The organism is Massilia sp. UYP32, from assembly GCF_050434365.1.
Taxonomy (GTDB): domain Bacteria; phylum Pseudomonadota; class Gammaproteobacteria; order Burkholderiales; family Burkholderiaceae_D; genus Telluria; species Telluria timonae.
Window position 1 is genome coordinate 18,336 of the sequence record NZ_JBNDIK010000001.1, and the last position, 22,361, is coordinate 40,696.

Here is a 22,361-nt window from a genome sequence, read left to right on the forward strand (position 1 = left end):
CCCCGCTTTGTTCCGGCAACAAAAAAGGCACCCGCAGGTGCCTTGGTTCAGGATTCGCCAGGAATCAGTGCGCCTGCAGCGCGCGGTCCAGCTGGCCATCGAATGGCTCGGTCACGTCGCGAATCGCGCGGTCGTTGGCCATCAGCTGCTTGAGCAGGTCGATCTTGCGCAGGCGCTGGGCGCCTTCCAGGGCCGGCATGCCGGCGGCGGCGCTGCGCGCTTCGACCTTGGCTTCCACGTTCAGGTTGGCAAACTCGTTCCAGTCACCGGCCTTGGCGGCTTCCGACATCTGACGGGTCAGGCCAGCCAGGTTTTCGTACATCGCGAGGACTTCGTTTGCGTTCATGTTGCCACCAAAACAATGAAACTCCGGCCGGATTGCCGGTTGTCTGACTCTATTACGGCAGGGATTGTGGGAACTTTAGGGTAACTTCGAAAAATTTTTGAACTTTTTTTCTGACGTGGCGAGCATGTCCGGCGAAGCCGTTCGCCGCCGGCTGGCATACTGTCGCCATGGATCACGATAACAATCACGACGACATCGCCCGCCGCACGCTGGCGCATTACGAGCGCAATGCCGATGCCTTCTTTGCCGGCACGATCGACCACGACGTCAGCCAGAACATCGCCGCCCTGCTGGAAGCGATCGAGGCCCCAAGCCCGTACACCATCCTCGACCTGGGCTGCGGCCCGGGGCGTGACTTGAAAGCCTTCAGCACGCTCGGCCACCGCGCCATCGGCGTCGACGGCAGTGAGCGTTTCGTCGCCATGGCGCGCGACTACAGCGGCTGCGAGGTCTGGCATCAAGACTTCCTGCACCTTGATTTGCCTCAAGCGACCTTTGATGGCATTTTCGCCAACGCCGTGCTGTTCCATGTGCCCAGCGCTGCCCTGCCGCAGGTGCTCGCGCATCTGCACGCCGCGCTCAAGCCGGGCGGGGTGCTGTTCAGTTCGAATCCGCGCGGCGACAACCAGGAAGGCTGGAACGGCCCGCGCTATGGCAGTTATTACGACTACGCCACCTGGGAACGCTACCTGCGCGCGGCCGGTTTCACGGCGCTGCATCACTATTACCGTCCGCCCGGCTTGCCGCGCGAGCAGCAGCCCTGGCTGGCCAGCGTGTGGCGCAAGCCTGTTTGTTAGGCGTCGAACAGAACCGCTTGGCAGTTATCCTTACCATCAAGGCTCATCCACGTAACAGGCAAGGAGACTGCAATGAACAAGGATCAAGTCAAAGGCAAGGCGAAGGAAGTTGGCGGCAAGGTGCAGCAGAAAGTCGGCGAAGCCGTCGGCAGCCGCCAGCAGCAGAGCGAAGGCCTGTCGAACCAGGCCGAGGGCAAGGTCCAGAAGAAAGTTGGCGACATGAAGGAAATCGCCAAAGGCAACCGCTGATCTGCCTTCCGCCCCACAAACAAAGCCGCGCAATCGCGCGGCTTTGTTTGTGCGCCGACAATCTCTGGAATGCCGCGGCACGGCACTCCAGAAACGAGGCGAGTCAACTCGACCCAACCCCCTTCGCCGGTCTGTCCCCCAGCACGTCTTCTATATAGAGCATCTTGACCAGCACCGACAGCACGGCCGCCAGCGGCGTCGCCAGCGCCACGCCGGCAAAGCCGAACAGGGTGCCGAAGATCAGCTGCATCACGATCACCAGCGCGGGCGGCAATTCGATCGCCTTGGCTTCGATCATCGGCTGCAACACATAACCCTCGAGCATATTGATCGCTGCGAACAACAGCAGCGCATACATGGCCATTTCCGGACTGATCGACAGCGCCAGCAGCACCGCCGGGACGCCGGCCATGATCGGGCCGAGGTAGGGGATGAAGTCGAGCAGGCCGGCGATGACGCCGAGGATCAGCGCCAGCGGCACGCCCAGCAGGGAGAGGCCGATCGCGGTGGTGGTGCCGACGATCAGCATCGAGACCGCCTTGCCGACCAGCCAGCTGGCCAGCGAATCGCCCATCTCGTCGATGACTTCGCGCGCGCGGCCGCGCTTGTGTTGCGGGATCAGGCGGATGAAGCCGCCGGTGTAGACGCCCGGCGTGGCGGCAAAATAGATGCCGACGAAAATGATGATGACGACATTGCCGAGGGCGCCCAGGATGCCTGTGAAGAACAGGCCGGCGTTCGGCACCATCGAACTCATCTGCTTGACGATGTCTTCCGGCGGCGGCAGTTCGTCGACGACGCGCTTGATCAGCGGATGCTGCTCGACTTCGCCCTGCAGGCGCTCGATCGCGGCCGGGATTTCCTTCGCCAGCTGGGTCGACTGTTCGGAAATCTGCGGCGCCATGGCCCAGCCACCCAGACCGATGATGGCGCTGAGCAGCAGCACGACGATGCCGAGCGCGAGCTTGCGCCGCATGTGGAAGCGCCGATGCATGATCTCGCTCAATTTGTAGAGCAGGATGGCGAACAGGATGCAGGCGAACACCAGCAACAGCGCATCGGCTGCCAGCACGACGGCGGCCAGGCCGAGGATGAACAGCACGGCGATGCCATTGACAAGGGTCACGCGGCGCGCCAGGCGGCGTTGGCCCTGTGGGGCTTCCTGGGTGGCGGGGACGGCTTCGGTATTGTTGTTATTCATGGAGGATTCTCTTCTTGAGCGGCGCGCCGCGTTGCAAGAAAAGATTAGCATTTAAGCTATGAAAATGTCGCGCGGCTGGGGTTGATTGACTGTGTGCGTGCGCTAACAGATGAGCAGGCGCGAAAGGACTATTCTGTATCCATCGCATGGCCATTCAGGCATGCACTACTCAAGGAGAACACCATGAACAAGGACCAAGTCGAAGGCAAACTGAAAGACATCGGCGGCAAGATTCAGGAAGGCGCCGGCAAAGTGGTGGGCAGCACCGAACAGCAGGCCAAGGGCCTGGCGAACCAGGCCGAGGGCAAGACCCAGGAAGCCTACGGCGACGCGAAAGAAGTCGTGAAGGATGCCGTGGACCAGACGAACCGCCCAGCGCCACGTCCATAAGCCACACCGCGCTGTAAAGGCGCAATGAAAAACGGCCGCGTCGATCGACGCGGCCGTTTTTGTTTCAAGAAGTCGAACTCAGTTCGGCTGCGTGCCGCCCAGCTGCTTCTTGAAGTAGGACTCGATCAGCCCATACACGTGGCGCTGGTTGGTGCGGCCCGACATGCCGTGCTTGGCGCCCGGATAGGTCATCAGGTCGAACTGCACATTGCGCTTCACGAGTTCGTCGATCAGCAGGGTGGTGTTCGAGAACAGCACATTGTCGTCGGCCATGCCGTGGATCAGCAGCAGGTGCGACTTCATGCCGTCCAGGTGGGCGAACACGCCGCTGCGCTTGTAGGCTTCCGGGTCGCCCTTCGGCGTGCCGCCGACGTAGCGCTCGGTATAGTGGGTGTCGTACAGCGCCCAGTCGGTCACCGGCGCCACCGACACGCCCATCGCGATCTTGTCCGACGCTGCGGACAGCAGGCGCAGGGTCATGAAGCCGCCGTAGCTCCAGCCGAACACGCCCACCCGTTTCGGATCGACGAAGCTCTGCTTGGCCAGCCAGTCGATGCCGGCCACCTGGTCTTCGACTTCGTGCTTGCCCAGGTTGTTGTGCAGCACGTCGGTGAACTGGCGCTCGCGGCGGCCCGAGCCGCGGTTGTCGAGGCGGAAGACCACGAAGCCCTGCTGCGCCATGTACTGGTCAAAATAATTGCCCCAGGCACGGGTCACGCGTTGCGAGTGCGGGCCGCCATAGGTGAACAGGAACACCGGATAGCGCTTATTGGCATCGAAACCGTCCGGCTTGATGATCGAGTAGTGCAGGGTCTGGCCATCGACCGCCTTCAGGGTGCCGTATTCGGTCGGCAAGTGCGCATCGAGGTGGCGCGTGTACGGATGGTTGGCGTTGAGTTCGTTCTTCTCGATCCACTCGACCATGCTGCCGTCGGCGCGGCGGATCGACACCTGCGGCGGGGTGTTCGGGTTCGAATAGGTATCGACGAACAGCTTGCCGTTGCCGGCGAACGAAGCCTCGTGCCAGCCGTCGCCCTGGGTGATGCGGGTCGGCTTGTCGGCGCCGCGGCCATCCAGCGACAGCGCATAGGTCTGCTTGTCGATCACGGCGTCGCGGTTCGACGAGACATAGATCTTGCCGGCGCCTTCATCGACGGCCAGGATATTGTCCACGCCCCAGTCGCCGCGCGAGATCGGATGCAGCAGCTTGCCGTTCAGGTCGTACAAATACAGGTGCTTGCGGCCGCTGCGCTCGGACGCCCAGACGAAGGCCTGGCGGTTCTTGAGGAAGCGCAGGTCGTTATGGACTTCGACCCAGGTAGGGGAGGTTTCCGAGAACAGCGGACGCTGGGCCAGGGTGGCGACGTCGACCGCCACCAGGTCGAGGCGTTTCTGGTCGCGCGTCTGGCGCTGGTAGACGAGGGTCTTGGCGTCGGCGCTGAAGTCGGCGCGCACCAGGTAGATGTCCTTGTCCTGGCCGAGGTCGATCTTGCGCTGTTCACCCGTGGCCGGATTGACGACCATCAGCTCGATCGCCACGTTCGGATCGCCCGCGGCCGGGTAGTGCTGGTCGATCACCTCGGTGCGGTCGGCGAAGATCTCGAAGCGGCGCACCACCGGCACCGGCGCCTCGTCGTAGCGACGGTAGGCGATGTGCGAATCGTCCGGCGCCCAGTAGTAGCCGGTGTGCTGGTCCATCTCTTCCTGGGCGATGAATTCCGCTTCGCCATTGTGCACGGTGCCCTTGCCATCGGTGGTCAGCTGACGCTCGGCGCCGGTGGTCAGATCGATCACCACCAGGTTCTGGTTGCGCACGAAGGACACGTAGCGGCCGCGCGGCGAGATCTTCGGATCGATGACGTTGCCCGAGGCGACCTTGCGCGCGGCTTCCGGTTTGGCGGCATCGACGAGATACAAGTCGCCGCCGATCGGCACCAGCAGCCGCTTGCCGTCGGGCGACCAGTAATAGTTGAGGATGCCCGACAGGCCGGCGGTACGCGCGCGTTCACGGCGCGCTTTTTCTTCGAGCGACAATTCCTCGTTCGGCACCAGTTGCTTGGAGTCGACCAGGCGCTGCGTGGCCTTGCTCCTGGTGTTGTATTCCCACAGGTCGAGACGGTACTGGTCATCGGCGCGCGGGCGCAGGAAGGTCACGCGTTCGCCGTCGGGCGACACGCGCAGGTTGCGCACGCTGGCGCCGGCCAGCGAGGATTCACCGTAGATGCGGTCCAGCGTCAGTTTTTCGGCCATGGCGGGCGTGGCCGCGAGGGCGGCCAGGAGAAGGAGGAGAGGGCGCATGATGTCTCTTGAAGAATATTAATTTACAGCAATCGCGAGACGATACCAGAGTCGGCGGGGCGGCGCTGTAATAACTTGTCCTCTGATTAATGTGCTGTGGCGCGATGCCCACCCTCGCGGATGCGCTGGCGCGCCAGCTTTTCGAACTGCCAGGTCAGCAATACGGCCGCCACCGTCAGCGCCACGACCAGCCCGATCCAGAAGCCGGTGGCTTCCATCGGCGCATCCGGCGACCATGGGAACCAGGCCGGCGCCAGGCCGAGGATGCAGCCGAGCGGCAGCGACAGGCCCCAGAACGACAGCAGCTGGATCACCATCGGCGGGCGCGTCACCTGGTAGCCGCGGATGGCCGAGGCGGTGGCGACCTGGGTCGAGTCCGACAGCTGGAACAGGGCCGCGAACAGCAGCAGGTTGGCGGTCACCTGCTGCACCGCCGGATCGGAGGTATACATGGCCGCGATCTCCCAGCGGAACAGGGCGATGCCGAGCGCCGCCACCACGCCGAAGCTGACCGAGACGCCGACGCCGACCCAGCCGACGAAGCGCGCGCGCACCGGGTCGCCTTCGCCCATCGCCTGGCCGACGCGGGTGAGCATGCCGATCGCGAAGCTGAGCGGCACCATGAACACCAGCGAAGCGAAATTGAGCGCGATCTGGTGCGAGGACACCTGCACCACGCCATAGCGCGCAACCAGCAGGCTGATCAGGCCGAAGGCGCTGACTTCGGCAAAATAGGTGATGCCGATCGGCAGGCCGAGGCGCAACTGGGCGCCAATCTCGCGGGTATCCGGCCCTTCGTAGCGGTCGAAGGGGTAGGTCAGGCGGTAGGCCGGCGCGCGCGTGATCCACCACAGCATGGCGCCCAGCATCAGCCACAGCGCGCTGGCGGTGGAGATTGCGCAGCCGATCGCGCCCAGTTGCGGGAAGCCGAACTTGCCATATACCAGCACCCAGGCGACGATGGTGTTGAAGACGAGACCGAGGATGGCGATCCACATGATCGGCTTGGTCTGGTTGATGCTGGTGGTATAGCCGTACAGCGCGCGATACACGCCGAAGGCCGGCATGCCGACGCTGATCACGTGCAGGAACAGAGAGGCGCGGTCGGCCACGTGGGCGTCCATGCCGATGTGGTCGAACAGCAGCGTGCACAGGTTGGCGAACAGGCAGCCGACCAGGCCGACCAGCAAGCCCTTCCACATGGCCTGGCGCACCGAATGCGGCACCCGGTCGTGGCGCGCGGCGCCGATCTCGTGCGCGACCACGGTATTGATCGCCATCATGGTGCCCATGACGGTTACCAGCACGATCGACCACACCGCCGTGCCCAGCGACACCGCCGCCAGCTCGTCGGCGCTGACGTGGCCGGTGAGGGCGACGTCGACCACACCCATGCCGACCGTCGCCAGCTGGCCGACCAGCACCGGCCACGACAGGCGCCACAGGGTGGCGATCTCGGTGCGGACGGGCGTTTCGGTGGCGGCGGTGGTGGCGGTCATGATGCGGTGATAGGTCGATGGACCCGTGATTTTACTGACTTATTGTCAAGGCCGGTATTGCCAGCCGCGATCCGCTTATCGCAACGAGTTTTATCCCGGCGTTAATGTTGCGCCGTCGCAAGACAACTTGCCGCGATCTGCACCACCGTAGAGCGACAGCCCCAGGAGGTCTTCATGGAAGAACTGTTGCCGTATTTCGAGCGCGAACTGGTCTACCTGAATACCGTCGGGCGCGAGCTCGCCCACCAGTATCCGCGGCTGGCGGCCGAGCTGGGACTGGGGCCGGAGGGCAGCGAAGACCCGCATATCCGGCGCCTGATCCAGGCCTGCGCGCTGCTCAATGCGCGCACCGCGAAAAAGCTCGACGACGACTATCCGGAACTGACCGAAGCCCTGCTGGGAAGCCTGTATCCGCACTTCCTGCATGGCTTGCCGAGCTGTTCGATCGCGCACGTGGACGGTGGCGATCCGCAGGCCCGGGCCGGCAAGATCGAGCACGTGCAGGCGGTGCCGCGCGGCACCGAGATGAGTTCGCTGAGGGCGCGCGGCGCGCCCTGCGTGTTTCGTACCACGGCCGAGCTGGCGCTGGCGCCGGTGAAGGTGGCGCGCGCCTGGTTCGAGCCGGTGGCCCACGTCCCGCCGCGCATCCGGCTGCCGCCGCGCGCGGGCGCGCGCATCGGCATCGCCTTCGACAGCGCGCTGCCGGCGCGCATGCTGCATGGCCGCGGCCTGCCGCATGTGCGCCTGTACGTCGACGGCGACGGCCTGCTGTCGGCGGCGCTGATCGACGCCCTGGGCATGAACGTGGTCGAGACCTGGGTCGAGGCCGAAGGCGTGGAAGGCTGGCGCCGCCTCGACGGCGCGGCGCTGCACCTGGGCGGCCTGGAGCTAGAGGAGGCGCTGGTGCCGCAACAGGACCATGCCCATCCCGCCTACCGGTTGCTGACCGAATACTTCGCCTTCCCCGACAAATTTCACTTCCTGGACGTCGACCTGGCCCGGCTGGCGCCGCTGCTGCCGGCCGGCACGCGCCGCTTCACCCTGCATTTCCTGCTCTCCGGCATGCACGCCGAATCCAGCCCGGCGCGCATCCTGCGCGCGCTGTCGGCCGCCAACCTGCTCACCGGCTGCGTGCCGGTGGTGAACCTGTTCCGCCAGGCGGCGGCGCCGGTGCGCATCACGCACCGTTCGGCGATGTACGACGTGGCGCCGAGCCGGCACGAGGAGGGCGTCGAGGTCTACAGCATCGACGCGGTGCACGTGCTCAGGACCGAGGACGGCAAGACCGCCAGCGTCGCGTACCGTCCCTATTACGGCTTGCGCCATGGCGAAGGGGACGAGCATGGCCAGCGCTATTGGTTCGCGCGCCGCGACGATCGCGGCGACAGCCGCCACCGCATGAAGATCGCCTTCACCGGCGACGACTTTTCGCTGCTGGGCGAGGACGCCAGCGTGGCCTCGATCGACCTGACCTGCAGCAACGGCGCGGCGGCCTGCGGCGTCGGGGTTGGCGCGCCGGGCGGCGACCTGGCCAGCGAGACCGCGACGAGCGGCCTGCCGATCCGCCTGCTGCGCAAGCCCTCCGCGCCGCTGCGTTTCGGCAACCGCGATGGCACCCACTGGCGCCTGGTGACCCAGCTGGCGCTGAACCACCGCTCGCTGGCCGACCTGGACGCCTTCCGCGAGACGCTGGCCTTGTACGACCTGCCGCGCTCTGGCGCCTCGCAGCGCCAGATCGCCGGCGTCAGCGCGATGGCGTCGACCCCGGCCACCGCCTGGCTGCGCAACCGCTACGGCGCGAGCCTGGTGCACGGCATCGAGGTGCGCATGACGGTGGACGAAGAGGCCTTCGCCGGCAGCAGCCTGTTCGTGTTCGCGCAGGTCGTGAGCCGCTTCCTGGGCCTGTATGTGCACCTGAACAGCTTTACCCGGCTGGTGCTGGTGTCGGGGCAGAGCGACAAGGAGTTGTTGCGATGCGAGCCCCGCAACGGCAGCCTGGCGCTGGTGTGAACGCTGTCAGGCGGACGAGCGCCATCGCCGACCTGCTGCGCCAGCCGCAACGCTACGAATTCTTCCAGGCGGTGCGGCTGCTGGTGTGCTGGCTGGCGCACCAGGGCATCGCGCCCGAGCATGCGCTCGGCGGCCTGATCCGCTTTCGCAACAGCCTGGGACTGGGCTTCCCTGCCAGCGAGATCGAGACCATCGTGCCCACCACCGAGGGCGTGCCGGCGGTGAGCGTCACGCCCACGCTGATGGGGTTGCTGGGCGTGATGGGGACCTTGCCGCTGCATTACACCGAGCGCTTCGCCGCCTGGGAGCTCGCAGTGCGCGACGAGGGGCCGCGCGCCTTCCTCGACTTGCTGTCGAGCCGCCAGGTGGCGCTGTTCTACCGCGCCTGGTGCAAGTACCGGGTGCGCCATCCGATGGAGCCCGATGTCGACCGCTTCCTGCCGCTGCTGCTGGCGCTGGCCGGCGTGCCGGCGCGCGAGGACGGCATGTCCGGCGTGGAAGCGGCCAGCCTGGCCTGGTTCGCGGCGCCGCTGCGCAGCCGGGTAGTCAGCGCGGAGTCGATCGCGGGCGTATTGCGCGCCTATTTCCGGGTGCCGGTGCGGGTCGAGCAATTTACCGGACGTTGGGACGTGCTCGAGCCGGCGCAGCGCACGCGGCTCGCATGCGGCAATTGCGTGCTGGGGGAGGGCGCCACCGCGGGAGCGCGCCTGTTGCGGCCCGAGCTGGGCATCCGCATCCGCCTTGGGCCGCTGGATGCGCACGCCTTCGAGCGCTTCCTGCCCGGCGCCGAAGGCGCGCGGGCGCTGGCCGCCTTGCTGGACCGCTTCGCGATCGAGGTGCCGTTTCGCGAGCTGCAGGTGGTGCTGCGGCGCGAGGACGTCGACGGCGCCTGCCTGGATGGCTCGGTGCGCCTGGGGCTGGACGGTTTCCTGTGTACCCGGACCGGGCGGCGCGACCGCGACGATGTGTGTTATCTGCTTGATTGAATCGGGATGACGAACCCGGCCGACTGAGCAATTGAATGCCGGCAGGCATGCGCGCGCCGCAGGCGCGATGGTAGACCTACAATCGATGCGAATGAACCGCATTGAACAAGGAGGCCATATGCAACAAGCAGAAAACATGCAGCCGGCGGATCACGTCGAGCCGGCCGCCACCCAATCCCTGCAAGGCAGGAGCGTCGCGGTGCTGATGACCGATGGCGTCGAGCAGGTCGAATACACGGAGCCGCGCCGCTTCCTCGAGGAGCAGGGCGTGAAGGTGATCCTGGTCTCGCCGAAGAAGGCCGGCGAGGAGATCCAAGGTTTCAACCACCTGACGCCGGACCAGAAATTCAAGGTCGAACTGAGCGTGCAGGACGCCAGGCCGGGCGACTACGACCTGCTGCTGTTGCCGGGCGGCGTCGCCAACCCGGACAACCTGCGCCTGAGCGCGGAGTCCATCGCCTTCATCAAGGCCTTCGGCGACGAGGACAAGCCGATCGCCGCGATCTGCCACGGCCCGTGGCCGCTGATCGACGCCGGCGTGGCCGAGTCGAAGCACCTGACCAGCTGGCCGACCCTGCAGCACGACCTGCGCAACGCCGGCGCCGAATGGACCGATGAAGAAGTCGTCGTCGACGGCAAGCTGATCACCAGCCGCAAGCCGGACGACATCCCGGCTTTCAACGAGGCGATCCAGAAGCAGCTGATGGTGCTGCAGCAGGCGGGGAGCGACCCGGGGCCGACGTCCTGATCTTTCCTTGCCGCGGCGGCGTCACTGCAGGTGTTCGTACAGCGTGACGCTGCCTACCGCGATCAATACCAGGCCGCCGAAGATCTCGGCGCGCTTGCCCACCACGGCGCCGATACGGCGGCCGATCAACAATCCCAGCGTCACCATCGTCAGGGTCGCCAGGCCGATCGCCAGCGCCGGCCACAGGATGCCGGTGTCGGCGAAGGCCAGGCTGACGCCGACCACCATCGCATCGATGCTGGTGGCGAAGCCGGTCAGGGCCAGCAGCCAGAAGGGGCGGGCGGGATCGTCCGCTTCCGTGTCAGGTTCGCCGCAGCCTTCGACGATCATGCGAATACCCAGGCCGCCGAGCAGGACGAAGGCGATCCAGTGGTCCCAGCTTTCGACGTAGGACGCGGCAATGCTGCCCATGGCCCAGCCGACCAGCGGCGTCACACCCTCGATGATTCCGAACAGCAGGCCGACCTTCAGCGCATCCTTGAACAGGACGTGGGCGCGTCGGGAACCCATGGCGATCGCGACGGCGAAGGCGTCGGTGGACATGGCGAGGGCGAGGATGATGATTGCAGCGAGAGTCATGACAGCTTTCCGATCGGGCACGACACAAGGCATGTCGCGCGGCCCGATCGTCGCGTGAACATGCCAATGGTCTTGCCAACCAGAAGGCTTCCGCACCATGACGTGCTGACGTCAAGTATGTTGATGCGGGAACTTCCGTTGCGGAAGTAGGCTACTCCCCAAGGGCGGGGGCATGGTAACGCAAGAATGGCTTGAAGACAAGAAACACACTGGCCGGGGCTTCGCGGTGCCCGGCTTAATTCATATCAGACAGACGGCGTAGATCTTGAACTCGCCCGTATTTTGTCGGTCTTCCAGTCAGTATGAACTGGCTGAAAGGAACCCATCGTGCGAGACACCGACGCGCCGTCGCTTTCCCCATTGAGGCGGGCCGAGATCGAGCGTCTGTTGCCGATCGCGCCGGAATGGATCCTGGTCGAGCGGGTTGTCGAATGCCGGCCGCCCGACTATATCCGCACCTGCCGCCGGATCGAAGCCGGCGACGCTTTCGTGGCCGCGCATGTGCCGGGCGGTGCGCAGGCCTTGCGCGAGTCCTTGCTGATCGAGTTCGCGCAGCAGTCGGCCTACCTGCTCGCGCTGTTGTCGCGCACGGAGCACGATGGCGCATCGCAGCCGCGCCCGCCAGCACGCTGCAGCGCCCAGTTCCTGGCGTCCGCCAGCGTCGGCGAGTTGCTGGTGGCGGAAGTGATGCTGGACGATATGGCCGACGGCGTCGTGCTGCATGACGCGATCCTGACTTGCGACGAGCGGATCGTTTGCAGGGTGAGGATGTTTGCGGCGCCGGATCCGTCGGTGAAGCATCGCGTGAAGTCTCCTGCGTCGCGTGTAACTGCGAGGGAAGGAAGGGCGCGCAGGCGCGACATTCCTGGTGCGGACTGACCCGCCAGTGACGGCGCTCGAAATGAAAAAGCCGCTGACGAATGGCAGTGGCAAGCAGGCTTTAGCTGTTTAGTTTCGTGCGATCATACTTCTCGTCTTGGCTGGCATTTGTTGCGTGCAAAGGCTATGCTGGACGACTTGATTGCTGAGTTCAGCAGTCCCGGCATTCAATCGCACCAGGAGCAGTTCGCAGCATGAGTTTACGCATCCAGCCGCAAGCCTGCACCACGCCGAAAATCCGGCAGGAAGTCAAGGATTCGGTCTGTCTGATCGGCAGGCCGCAAAGGTCGTTGGCGTCTCGCGAGCCACTGCTGCGAAGTGGCTCAAGAGGGACGATGTGCAGGACCGGTCGTACTGTGCCCGCATGCTCCATACGACCTTAAGCGCATCCCAAGAAGCCATCGTCCTGGCACTGCGCCAGTCGCTTTATCCTTCCCAAGATGATCTGTTGTTTGTTATGCAACAATACATTAATCTAGATGTCTCTCGGTCAGGCGTCGCTCGTCAAGCGCGAGGCATGTCGTGTCTCGAAGACGTGATCGCAAATGCCGAAGGCGAAATCACCACGCCAAGAAGACCTTCAAGGACTACGGACCAGGCTTCATTCACATCGAGATCAAGTACTTGCCTCAGATGCCAGGCAAGACCTCGCGTCGCTACGTGTTTGTCGCCATCGACCGCACCATGCGCCGGGTCTTCATGCACATCTATGGCGACATGACCGACAAGAGCAGCGTCGATTTTCTGCGCCGTTTGAAGCTGGCCTCGCCCATCAAGATTAGCAAGATCCTGGCTGACAAGGGCTCGCAATTTATTGACCGTTTCGCCACCAAGATAAAAAGCCTAGCGGCCAGCACTCGGTGACATGGCTTGCGCCGAAATACCTGCCGAGCATCGTCTAGCACCGCCGCGGCACCCCACAAACGAACGGCATGGTCGAGCGCTTCAACGGTCGTATCAACGAACTGCTGCAGCAGACTCGCTTCGACAGCAGGGCCGATCTGCAAGCTACATTGATGAACTACTTGAAGCTGTAAAATCACCACCATTCCGCAGCGTGCACTCGACGCAAAACTCCCATCTTTGCAATCAAGGAGTGTGACAGCAGAAACTGCCGGAATTATTCATTAAGCGCGTTTATGATCAAACGGGACTCGACACGTAACTTCTCAGCGTCCTCGATTAGGAACGCAGTCCTTTGCGCTCGTGAGGAAGGTAAGATCGAGCACGCGATCAATGCAATAACTATTTATATGCGGAGCCGGTGAGCCGAGTTGCGACCAGTCATTATGCGGCCTGCTTATCCTCATGAGTCAGGTTACTAACATCTTGGACTATCTGCCCGTTTTGCAGCACAATTACACGCTCTGCCATTTGGATTGTTTCTGGACGATGAGCAACGATGATTCGGGTAAGCGGGATTGTCTGGATTGCCCGGTTCACGGCCTGCTCATTCCATACGTCCAAATGGCTGGTTGCCTCGTCCATAAATAAAATTTTCGGGTTCTTGTACAATGCGCGTGCGAGTAGAATACGCTGCTTTTGTCCACCCGATAGGCCAGTACCGATATCGCCAATTAACGTATTGAAGTTCATTGGCATGGCCGCGATTTCGGGCGCGATTGCGGCTAGTCCCGCACATTCGTAGACGCGCTGTATGTCGATCACTGGATCAAAGAAACTAATGTTTTCGGAGATCGAGCCGGCGAATAAAGTGTCATCCTGCATTACCGTGCCCAGCAAATTACGGTAATTTGTCAGGCCGAGCGAACCCAATGGCACGCCGCCGACGAGAATTTCGCCACTCGTTGGCGTGAGTAACCCGAGCAATAATTTCATCAGTGTCGTCTTGCCGCAGCCTGATGGCCCAGTGATCGCAATGCATTGCCCAGCGGGGATGCTGAGGTTAAGTTCGCGGATGATATCGGATTCACTGTCGGAGTAGCGAAAACTCAGGTTATTTATTTCGATCGACGGAGTAATATGATTTGCATCAATTTCAGCTGCATGATCATCCTGTTCCACCTCAGCCAGCGTGATGTCCGCCACACGCTCGCCATGCAGACGCATCATCCGCAATTCAAACAGTTTGTCGATTAAGCTAGCCATACGCTGGCTGAACTGGTCTTTGTAGCTGAGGAAGGCAAACACCATCCCAATCGAGAAGTCGTTGCTGAGTACGGCGAGCGCTGCAAGCCAGATTACGATTACGCGCTCCCCGTTGAACAACAAGGTATTAGCTGTCTGGTATGAGACCGAAAGTTTGGCGACACGCAATTGGGCGTTGAATTCGTCGGTTAGCGAGTTCAGCCAACCTGAACGACGCTCTTCGCTGCGTCCGAACAAGCGAATACTCTGTATGCCGCGCACGGTTTCCATGAAATGGCTCTGCTGTTTCGCGGCGTGAATGATCACCTCGGAACTCGCATCTCGGAGGGGGCGGAAGATCGCGCAGCGCAACAGCGTATACAGCAGCACGGCCACGCAGGCGACTGCGGCCAGAGCGCTACTATACAGAAGCATCATTACCAAGGTGCCCAGAGCCAAGACGCCGTCAATAACCCCCTCGACGAATTGGGTTGTTAGACTGGTCTGGATCCGCTGGATTGAGCCGAAGCGCGAAACGATGTCTCCGGTATGGCGCTTTTCGAAGTATGGCAACGGCAACTTCAGGAGGTGGACAAAGGTATTGCCTAACCATTGCAGGTTCAGGCTGGTGGAGAGTACTGTGGTTACCCAAGAACGGACGGCACCGATCGCAGTTTGCAGAAGTACCAGTAATAAGAAGCCACAGCCCAGCACCGTGACCAAGTCACGGTCTGACGCCAATAGGGCTTCATCCACCATCCACTGCATATAGAAAGGTGCAATCAGAGCACAAACTTGCAGGGCCAGTCCGAGCGCGAGTAGCTGAAACAGTCCACGACGCAGGCCGACCACATGCCCAATCAGCGAGAACAGTGAGAATTGCTGACGTTCCTCCTTAGGCCGGAACTGCGCGGTCGGTGTAATCTCAAGCGCGATGCCGGTAAAATGCTTGGAGACGTCCTCCAGTTCCATGCTTCTTTCGCCGACAGCCGGATCATGCAGGACGGCATACTTCGCGGAGATAGACTTAAGCACGACAAAGTGGTTCAGATCCCAGTGCAGAATGCAGGGCAACTTTAACTCTGGCAAATGTTGGAGATCTAGCTTGAGCGGGCGCGTCTGCAATGACAGCCCTCTTGCCATCGCCATCAGACCCTTCAGATTTACTCCCTTCATCGACACCGAGAAGAGGCGGCGCATGCTCGGAATATCGATTCGGTGGCCCCAATAATTTGCGACCATTGCCATGCACGCCAAGCCGCATTCAGCTCCTTCAGTCTGTAGCAGGACGGGTAGCCGCCGGCGGTTCCAGAAAGCTAACTCGGTAAGAACAGGAAATTGCATCATTCACCTGCGATCAGGATAAGCCGGCAGTACGAATATGGCCACTGCTAGCACGATGTTGGTAGTGAACAGTATTCGCTTACAAGCGGCCGGAGATACTAAATAGCGGTTCGAGCACCCATTCATAAAGCTTGCGGCGCTCAAGCATGACGCTGGCGTCGACGAGCATGCCAGAGCGTAGGGGGATCTGTGCGCCGTAGGCGCGGACGGTCTGCTGGTCGAGCTCGAGCCGAATGCGGTAGACCGGCTCCGCCTGGACTGCCCCGGGCATTGCTGCCGCTGAAGTGGGCAACTCCTCGGGACGCACAGAGGTTGTTACCACCTCGCGCACGCGCGCAGGATGCTGGCCGAACTTTTGGTATGGGAAAGCCTGATACCGCACCAGGGCGCTCATTCCCGGCTTGATGAAGCCGACCGCCCGAGATGGCACGTACATTTCCGCTTCAAGCTTGTTCCCTTCTGGCAGGATCGATGCTAGAGAGGTGGCAGCGCCGACGGTTTGGCCAAGATTTGCCGCAATTGCCGTTATTGTGCCGTTCTGACGTGCCCGAACCGGCACTTCGCGCCGCGCTTCATTCTCGGCCAGGTCTTGATCCAGCATTGATACATTTCGACGTAAGGCGTTCTCGTCGCGCAGTGCTTGAAGTGCAATGTCCTGCTCCTCTGCCTGGGTACTAGCCAATTCGCGCTGAATCGTGGATCGAATGCGCTCGATCTCAAGCTGGCGTTGCCGCTGATCGAGCAACTCGGCTTCCCGTTCCTGCAGTTGCGCTGCTGAAATGTAGTTTGTAGCTTTTAATTGTACGAAGCGTGCGAAATTTTGCTCTGACAAGGTAACGCGCTGCTTTTGCATAAAGGCCTGTCTGTCGAGGCCTTTGATTTCACCGCGTAGATCAAACGCACGTTGTCTCAAGGCCGAGCGTCGATACTTGAACTGCGTTCGGGCTTGCAGGAGCTCGGTATGAAAATTGTCGCGGCGGCGCGCCAGCAATTCGGAAATCAGGTCTTCCGTAGAGCGTAGATTGGAGGTGCTGCGTTCACTGGAAACGACGAATAGGATCTCACCTTCGCGCACGAGCTGTCCGTCCTTAACATGAACCTCCTTGATGACGCCGGCTTGGCTGGAAAAAACGCGCGTTACTCCGGCAGTCGGCATTAGCATCCCCTGAATCGGCACCTTACGGATAGTTTCAAACGTGGCGAAAAATATAATGAGCAGCAGCGTCAGGGTCACGAACACGCTGGTGAGGATTATATGACTGATGTGACGGGTTAGGATTACTCTGCCGCACGCGTGAACTGTTACATGTTCAATGGCTTGTTGGCGAAATAATGACTTACGTATGGGATCGGATGACTGCGTAGCCTGTGTTTTTCCTTTTTCATCCGTGGGGAGAACGGTATTGTGCAAAGTAGCTCCTCTCAAGATGCTTCTGGGAAATCCATCAGCAAACTTATTGTATGGAGGAGGGGAATATAGGAATGTATCGGCGTCATCAACAACTGTAGACGCATATCAACAATGTGTGCAGTCACGAGGAAAAGCATACAGATTTATCAATAAAGAAAATATAACGATCTCGTGCCGACGTCATATTCGGGAAGAATGCTTCACGAGGCAGAAGAGGCGCATGTATTGCGCTTACTTAGTAAAGCGGCAACAAAACGAGCTGAAGTCAAAGAAGAGATGTAGATATAGAAATATTTTCTGAAATTTGCTCTTAAGCAAAAAAACTTCTCTTTCGTAAATATTCTGTTGACAGTCACATTTACGTTTTGCAATACTGTCTCTGCCGTCTAAGCTGTTCATAGTAATGTCACATGTACTTATTTTTACTCCAGAGTTTCGGATGCTGATGAGTGCCGACTTACATGAATATGTGTTTCTAACGGCCGTCCTATTAAATTTTAAAGGAAAATATCATGCAAGAAATGAATGTGTTTGAGATTGATGAGGTCAGTGGCGGCCTTCTTATGATTCCTTTGTGGGCTTTTTATGCTGCTGGCGGAACTGCAGGGGTTGCGGCCGGCTGGCAGTTTGGTCGTGCACTTTTCTGTGATCAATGAGTCGATAAATTACGCCACGACTTAGATGGAGAGGGAAATGAAAAAAGAGCTTCCATTTGGTGCAATGGCTGGCCCAGCACTCTTTTTCTTGGCCGTCTACTCGGGTTGGGTATTGGGTAGATTTTACTTCTGTGGCATCGCAATTTAACCGTTTCAATCATTAATTAGGAGGTGGTGTAATGATCGCTATTGATTCGACTAATAAGGGCAGTGTTGCACTGCTAACCGAAGCTGAGATAGATCAAGTTGGCGGCGCGGTTGGCCCCCTCGTCGCCTATGCTCTTTGGACGGCTGGTGGAGCAGTTGTTGGCTTCGCAGGCGCTGCAATCGTTCATTACTTTGGTAACGGTAATCATTCGCACGCGAAATAAGATTTGCCCCCCTTCCCGAAGGGCATTGGGGGGCTTTTTTATATGTTAATTTCCTGCAGATAAAAATATTAATTTTTCGGTCCGAACTATCATCAGTTCTTGATAAAAACCTTCACACGTGCCTTAGAAGCTCTGGAGCTGATAGTCCACTTAGAGATCGTAAACATGTTTATGCGGGGCAGTTATTGACTAAATAGGTGATGATATTGCCGATAGGTTTCCCTGTCTTCCTTTTGCCGGTGATCTTGGTGAGAAGTGCGATCGCGGCTGTGTCGGATCTAACTGGCCTCTCCTTCAGTATGAGAGCTACGAAAGTACTGGCAAGAATCTCTCGATATAAATGGATAGCGATCTAAATCAGTTCAGCCTTGGCGTGTTCGCCCGATAGGCGTGCCGCCGGCGTACTGTCCCGTACTACTTGAATCGCCGACTTCTTCGCCTAAAGCGAATGGCCTGATTCGCATGGCAACTCGGCTCACGTCGGTCGCCCGAATTCATCAAGCTGATCCCGGCGATCAGATCGAGTCTCTTGCTCTGTCGCTAGATCGCTTCTTTATGTAGCAAAGTGGCCCTACAAGCGGGTGGAAGGTATCTTGGCTGAGGGCGATCAACTAAATTGCGTCGGTAGTATTATTTCTGCTCTGTGAACTGAGCAGTTCACTGTGGCTTAACGAAAACGACGGCGCGGGCACGTTCGATCAGAATTTCAAAAGGTACAATATTCCGCAGCGACTATAGTATGAAAGTTGACGAAGAGTGATGTGATATTCGGCTCGAACCCGCGACCGAAACTGTCGCCAGAAAAGGAAAAGCCGCTGACGAATCAGCGGCTTTTGGAAAGAGGTTGGTGGAGGCGGCGGGAATCGAACCCGCGTCCGCAAGCACTCTACAGACAGTTCTACATACTTAGCACTATCATTTGATTTGACCTGCACAACGGGGATGTGCACCCTTTGTACAAGCGAGTTACCTTAAATTTCGGAAGCAACCAAGTAACCCGGTTGATTCCTAGCCTCTGTAAATGACTCTACCAGTCTTGCGACTCACCCCAGAGGCGAGGTGTTGTAGAGCTAGCAGCAATTAAGCTGCTTGTGCGTACGAGTTATCGTTTGCAGTTATTGATTTCTGGATGTATTTACGAGGTAACCAGTCCTCGGTATGCCCTGCGCTGCTTTGCAACCCACGTCGAAACCAGGTCGCCCCCAACGTCAAGAACCTCTATTGTACTCCAAGCGCCGAGGATGTACAGCGCCGTTCCTTAGCGCCTGCTTAAAGTCTGTCACCATAAAAAACCTACAATGCATAGCTTAATTGCAATATGCTAAAGGGATTCGAGATGCTGACGAGGTTCGACATGACGTGTATCGTTTGTGGCAACACCAAGGTGGCTGGCCTGGCCGGATGGCATGCGACCTGCCCGGCTTGCAACTATGAAAGCGCCGCCCTGAGCGTCGTCATCAATGCGCACACCGGCCCTGCCGTGGACGAAGTCGAGCGTGAGGCCGGCCTCAAGGCGCTGCGCCTCGAAAACTTCCGCACCATCGTCGCCTGGGCCCGGCAGCACGTCAGCGTCAGCCGGCCGCGCCTGCTCGACGTAGGCAGCGCCCATGGTTGGTTCCTCGAGACGGCGCGCGAACAGTTCGACGTGCTGGGCGTGGAGCCGGATGCGGTGGTCGGCGCCCGCGCCGCCGCGCGCGGCTTGCCGGTACGCTCCGGCTACTTTCCGGATGTGCTCAAGGACGGCGAACGCTTCGACGTCATCGTGTTCAACGACGTGATCGAACACATTCCCGACATCCGCAGCGCGCTGGCCGCCTGCCACGCGCGCCTGCACGACGGCGGCATCCTGATTCTCAACCTGCCCAATAGCCGCGGCTTCTTCTACCGGCTGTCGAAGCTGATCGCGCGCCTGGGCTGGTGCGGGCCGTTTGAGCGCCTGTGGCAGAAAGACCTGCCGTCGCCGCACGTTCACTACTTCAATCCGCGCAACCTGCAGCAACTGGTCGCGGGGCAGGGCTTCGAACTGGCCGAGGCGGCCGAGCTGCCGGCGCTGCGCGCCAAGGGCTTATTGGAGCGCCTGCGTTGCGCCGGCAATGTGCCGACCGTATCGCTCTACCTGCAATACGTCGCGATCATGTGCGCGATTCCCGTCTTGCGCATGTTCCCGAGCGACATCATCGTCGGCGTGTTCAAAAAAAAGGCCGCAGACTGAAGGTCCGCGGCCAAGGGAGAGAGAGAGTAAGTTAGCGCTTGCTTAGCGGCCGTTGCGGTTGGCGATTTCGTTGCCGATGATGCCGCCGCCGATCACGCCGGCGACAGTCGCCAGCTTCTTGCCGTTGCCGCCGCCGATTTGGTTGCCGATCAGGCCACCGATCACGGCGCCGGTGCCGATGCCGACATAGTTCGGCTGCTGGGCCGGAGCCGGGGCCGGCTGCGAGTAGCGCGGTTCTTCATAGCGCGCCGGCTGCGGCGCGGCGTGCACCACCCGGGTCTTCTCGACCACTTTCACCACCGGCTTTTCCTTGACGATCACGGTCGGCTGCGGTTGCGGTTGGACTGCCGGCTGGGCATACGCCACCTGCTGGGCCGGGACCATCGCGGGCACCATTGCCGGGACCATCTGCTGGCCGGCCGCCGCCACCGGCGCCATCTGGCCAGGCTGGGCGGCATAGCCGTTCACCGGCGCCTGCATGCCCGCCTGCGGCATGGCGTACGGCGAGGCGGCTGCCAGCGGCAGGCTTGGCTCGGGCGCGCTGTTCGAGGTAGGCAGCAGACCGGTGATCGCGGCGGCGCCGGTCAGGCTCACGATGATGACCGACGCGGCGGCAGCGGCCATCAGTGGGTGAATGCGGTTGGTGGTCGTATTTTCCATGATCTGCTCCATAAGGTATGGCGTGTTCGTATGGACGTAGATTACTGGCGAGCCGGACCGAGAGATAGACATGCCCCTGTATCAATCGTAAATAGATGTAAGCACAGGGCAGAAATGAAAAACGGCGCCGCGAAGGGCGCCGTAACGGACGGATGTCAAAGATCAGGCCGCGTGCTCGGCCTGTCGCGCCGCTGCGGAGACTTGCCCCAGCAGCGCCAGCAGCTCGGCCGGCGTGTCGAGCAGGTAGTCCGCGCCCCAGGTCGATGGTTCGATCGCGCCGCAATAGCCCCAGGCGCAGGCGACGGTGACCATGCCGGCCGCGCGCCCGGCCTCGATGTCGCGCAGGTCGTCGCCCACGTACCAGCACTGTTCTGGTGCAAGGCCGAGCCGGCGCGCGCCTTCCAGCAGCGGGGCGGGGTGGGGTTTGGCGAAACCCGTGGTGTCGCCCGAGACGATGCAGCCGGCGTGCGCCAGCGCGATCTGCGGCACCAGCGGATCGGTGAAGCGCGACGGCTTGTTGGTGACGATGCCCCAGGCCATGCCGGCATCCGAAATGCCGTCCAGCAGCTCGGGAATGCCGTCGAACAGCGTCGTATGCAGCGACATCGCCGACTGGTAGCGCTCGAACCAGGCCAGGCGCAATTCCTCGTAGCCGTCGTCGCCCGGCGCCAGGCCGAAGGCGGCGCCGATCATGCCGCGCGCGCCGGCCGAGGCGGTCGGACGCAGCGCCTCGTACGGGGTCGGGTCCAGGCCACGTTCGGTGCGCAGCCAGTTGACGGCCGCGGCGAGGTCGGGCGCCGTGTCGGCCAGCGTGCCGTCGAGGTCGAACAGGATGGCACGCGGTGCCGGCATCACGGTGGGAAAGGTCATGTCGTTCAGAGCGGTTTGCTGCACGCCACCATGTAGTTCACATCGGTGTCGTTGTTCAGCGAGTAGATCTTGGTCAGCGGGTTGTAGGTCAGGCCCTTCAGGCCGTCGACCTGCAGGCCGGCCTGGCGTACGAACTGCGCCAGCTCGGCCGGCGTGATGAACTTGCCGTAGTCGTGGGTGCCGCGCGGCAGCATGCGCAGCACGTACTCGGCGCCGATCACGGCGAACAGGTAAGACTTGGGGTTGCGGTTCAGGGTCGAGAAGAACACGTGGCCGCCCGGTTTCACCAGCTTGGCGGCGGCGCGCACGATCGAGGCCGGGTCAGGCACGTGCTCCAGCATTTCCATGCAGGTGACGACGTCGAACTGGCCGGCTTCCTGCTCGGCCATCTCTTCGGCCGCGATGTGCTTGTAGCGCACCTCGACGCCCGATTCCAGGCTGTGCAGATCGGCCACCTTGAGCGCCTTCTTGGACAGGTCGATGCCCGTCACCTTCGCGCCCTTGCGCGCCATCGATTCGGACAGCACGCCGCCGCCGCAACCGATGTCGATCACGTTCTTGCCGCTAAGTGGCGCGCGCGCATTGATCCACTCGAGGCGCAAGGGATTGATTTCGTGCAGCGGTCGGAATTCCGAGGTCGGGTCCCACCAGCGGTGGGCCAGTTCGCTGAACTTCTGGATTTCTAATGGGTCTGCGTTTGTCGTCGTCATGGCTCGAATAATAGCGGATTTGATGCGGGGGAACGGCTTACCAATGAAAAAACCCCG

20 protein-coding genes, 1 other RNA gene, 1 pseudogene and 1 riboswitch are annotated in these 22,361 nt (G+C 61.1%); of the genes and pseudogenes, 11 read left to right on the top strand and 11 right to left on the bottom strand.

All coding sequences use genetic code 11. From position 1 onward, the window contains the following. Positions 1–64: 64 nt before the first annotated feature. Positions 65–346: a flagellar protein FliT gene (locus ABIB42_RS00105; protein ID WP_005668938.1), complete on the bottom strand. Its 282-nt coding sequence runs from the start codon at positions 344–346 to the stop codon at positions 65–67. A 167-nt stretch (positions 347–513) separates the two neighbouring features. Between ABIB42_RS00105 and ABIB42_RS00110 the strand changes: the two genes are divergently transcribed. Beyond that, positions 514–1,143 carry a class I SAM-dependent methyltransferase gene (locus ABIB42_RS00110; protein WP_184234700.1) on the top strand — a complete coding sequence of 210 codons (630 nt, stop codon included), beginning with the start codon at positions 514–516 and terminating at the stop codon, positions 1,141–1,143. Positions 1,144–1,215: 72 nt separating this feature from the next. Then, positions 1,216–1,392 (top strand): CsbD family protein, encoded by a 177-nt coding sequence (locus ABIB42_RS00115; protein ID WP_005668942.1) that lies wholly within the window; start codon positions 1,216–1,218, stop codon positions 1,390–1,392. 103 nt (positions 1,393–1,495) lie between these two features. On the opposite strand, the gene ABIB42_RS00120 is transcribed toward ABIB42_RS00115, so the two are convergent. Beyond that, entirely contained in the window at positions 1,496–2,593 is a 1,098-nt protein-coding gene (locus tag ABIB42_RS00120) for an AI-2E family transporter (RefSeq protein ID WP_219863034.1), read from the bottom strand. A gap of 183 nt (positions 2,594–2,776) precedes the next feature. On the opposite strand from ABIB42_RS00120, the gene ABIB42_RS00125 reads away from it, so the two are divergent. Then, positions 2,777–2,983: a CsbD family protein gene (locus ABIB42_RS00125; protein WP_005668944.1), complete on the top strand. Its 207-nt coding sequence runs from the start codon at positions 2,777–2,779 to the stop codon at positions 2,981–2,983. A 78-nt stretch (positions 2,984–3,061) separates the two neighbouring features. Here the strand turns inward: ABIB42_RS00125 and ABIB42_RS00130 are convergent, their stop codons facing one another. Continuing rightward, positions 3,062–5,281: a S9 family peptidase gene (locus ABIB42_RS00130; RefSeq protein WP_429247696.1), complete on the bottom strand. Its 2,220-nt coding sequence runs from the start codon at positions 5,279–5,281 to the stop codon at positions 3,062–3,064. Between the two features lie 86 nt (positions 5,282–5,367). Further along, a complete protein-coding gene (locus ABIB42_RS00135; protein WP_071359990.1) occupies positions 5,368–6,780 on the bottom strand; it encodes an MATE family efflux transporter in 1,413 nt (470 codons plus the stop codon). Positions 6,781–6,954: 174 nt separating this feature from the next. Here ABIB42_RS00135 and tssF point away from each other — a divergent pair, with 174 nt between their 5' ends. The 3 genes from tssF (at position 6,955) to ABIB42_RS00150 (ending at position 10,524) form a co-directional block, all read left to right on the top strand. Beyond that, positions 6,955–8,790: a type VI secretion system baseplate subunit TssF gene (gene tssF, locus ABIB42_RS00140; RefSeq protein WP_273161467.1), complete on the top strand. Its 1,836-nt coding sequence runs from the start codon at positions 6,955–6,957 to the stop codon at positions 8,788–8,790. Further along, on the top strand, positions 8,787–9,776 hold the full coding sequence (tssG, locus tag ABIB42_RS00145) for a type VI secretion system baseplate subunit TssG (RefSeq protein ID WP_229409859.1): 990 nt from the start codon (positions 8,787–8,789) through the stop codon (positions 9,774–9,776). The genes tssF and tssG overlap by 4 nt, the downstream gene beginning before the upstream one ends. Before the next feature lie 118 nt (positions 9,777–9,894). Beyond that, positions 9,895–10,524, top strand: a complete 630-nt coding sequence (locus ABIB42_RS00150; RefSeq protein ID WP_005668953.1) for a type 1 glutamine amidotransferase domain-containing protein — start codon at positions 9,895–9,897, stop codon at positions 10,522–10,524. A 21-nt stretch (positions 10,525–10,545) separates the two neighbouring features. On the opposite strand, the gene ABIB42_RS00155 is transcribed toward ABIB42_RS00150, so the two are convergent. Further along, the gene (locus ABIB42_RS00155) at positions 10,546–11,103 is read right to left on the bottom strand and encodes a manganese efflux pump MntP family protein (RefSeq protein WP_005668955.1); all 558 of its coding nucleotides are present in this window, start codon (positions 11,101–11,103) and stop codon (positions 10,546–10,548) included. 3 nt (positions 11,104–11,106) lie between these two features. After that, positions 11,107–11,275, bottom strand: a riboswitch (yybP-ykoY riboswitch). Positions 11,276–11,430: 155 nt separating this feature from the next. Between ABIB42_RS00155 and ABIB42_RS00160 the strand changes: the two genes are divergently transcribed. Further along, on the top strand, positions 11,431–11,982 hold the full coding sequence (locus tag ABIB42_RS00160; protein WP_005668957.1) for a hypothetical protein: 552 nt from the start codon (positions 11,431–11,433) through the stop codon (positions 11,980–11,982). A gap of 194 nt (positions 11,983–12,176) precedes the next feature. Further along, positions 12,177–13,147: pseudogene (locus ABIB42_RS00165) on the top strand (integrase core domain-containing protein). 122 nt (positions 13,148–13,269) lie between these two features. Here the strand turns inward: ABIB42_RS00165 and ABIB42_RS00170 are convergent. Then, complete coding sequence (locus ABIB42_RS00170) at positions 13,270–15,417, bottom strand: peptidase domain-containing ABC transporter (RefSeq protein ID WP_307729061.1); 2,148 nt, start codon at positions 15,415–15,417, stop codon at positions 13,270–13,272. 76 nt (positions 15,418–15,493) lie between these two features. Continuing rightward, positions 15,494–16,825, bottom strand: coding sequence for an HlyD family secretion protein (locus tag ABIB42_RS00175; RefSeq protein ID WP_429247697.1), 1,332 nt, complete (start codon positions 16,823–16,825; stop codon positions 15,494–15,496). Positions 16,826–17,337: 512 nt separating this feature from the next. Between ABIB42_RS00175 and ABIB42_RS00180 the strand changes: the two genes are divergently transcribed. Together ABIB42_RS00180 and ABIB42_RS00185 are read left to right on the top strand one after the other, a co-directional pair. Further along, a complete protein-coding gene (locus ABIB42_RS00180) occupies positions 17,338–17,481 on the top strand; it encodes a hypothetical protein (protein WP_157225642.1) in 144 nt (47 codons plus the stop codon). Between the two features lie 179 nt (positions 17,482–17,660). Then, positions 17,661–17,852, top strand: a complete 192-nt coding sequence (locus tag ABIB42_RS00185) for a hypothetical protein (RefSeq protein WP_157225643.1) — start codon at positions 17,661–17,663, stop codon at positions 17,850–17,852. Between the two features lie 845 nt (positions 17,853–18,697). Here ABIB42_RS00185 and ssrA read toward each other — a convergent pair. Then, positions 18,698–19,056: a transfer-messenger RNA gene (ssrA, locus tag ABIB42_RS00190) on the bottom strand. 150 nt (positions 19,057–19,206) lie between these two features. Here ssrA and ABIB42_RS00195 point away from each other — a divergent pair. Continuing rightward, positions 19,207–20,064: a class I SAM-dependent methyltransferase gene (locus ABIB42_RS00195; protein ID WP_429247698.1), complete on the top strand. Its 858-nt coding sequence runs from the start codon at positions 19,207–19,209 to the stop codon at positions 20,062–20,064. Positions 20,065–20,106: 42 nt separating this feature from the next. Here ABIB42_RS00195 and ABIB42_RS00200 read toward each other — a convergent pair whose 3' ends face one another. From ABIB42_RS00200 to ubiG, 3 genes are all read right to left on the bottom strand, one after another. After that, positions 20,107–20,724, bottom strand: coding sequence for a glycine zipper 2TM domain-containing protein (locus ABIB42_RS00200; RefSeq protein ID WP_005668969.1), 618 nt, complete (start codon positions 20,722–20,724; stop codon positions 20,107–20,109). A gap of 162 nt (positions 20,725–20,886) precedes the next feature. Continuing rightward, positions 20,887–21,594, bottom strand: coding sequence for an HAD family hydrolase (locus ABIB42_RS00205; protein ID WP_429247699.1), 708 nt, complete (start codon positions 21,592–21,594; stop codon positions 20,887–20,889). 5 nt (positions 21,595–21,599) lie between these two features. Further along, positions 21,600–22,304, bottom strand: a complete 705-nt coding sequence (gene ubiG, locus ABIB42_RS00210) for a bifunctional 2-polyprenyl-6-hydroxyphenol methylase/3-demethylubiquinol 3-O-methyltransferase UbiG (protein ID WP_184234680.1) — start codon at positions 22,302–22,304, stop codon at positions 21,600–21,602. Positions 22,305–22,361: the final 57 nt, after the last annotated feature.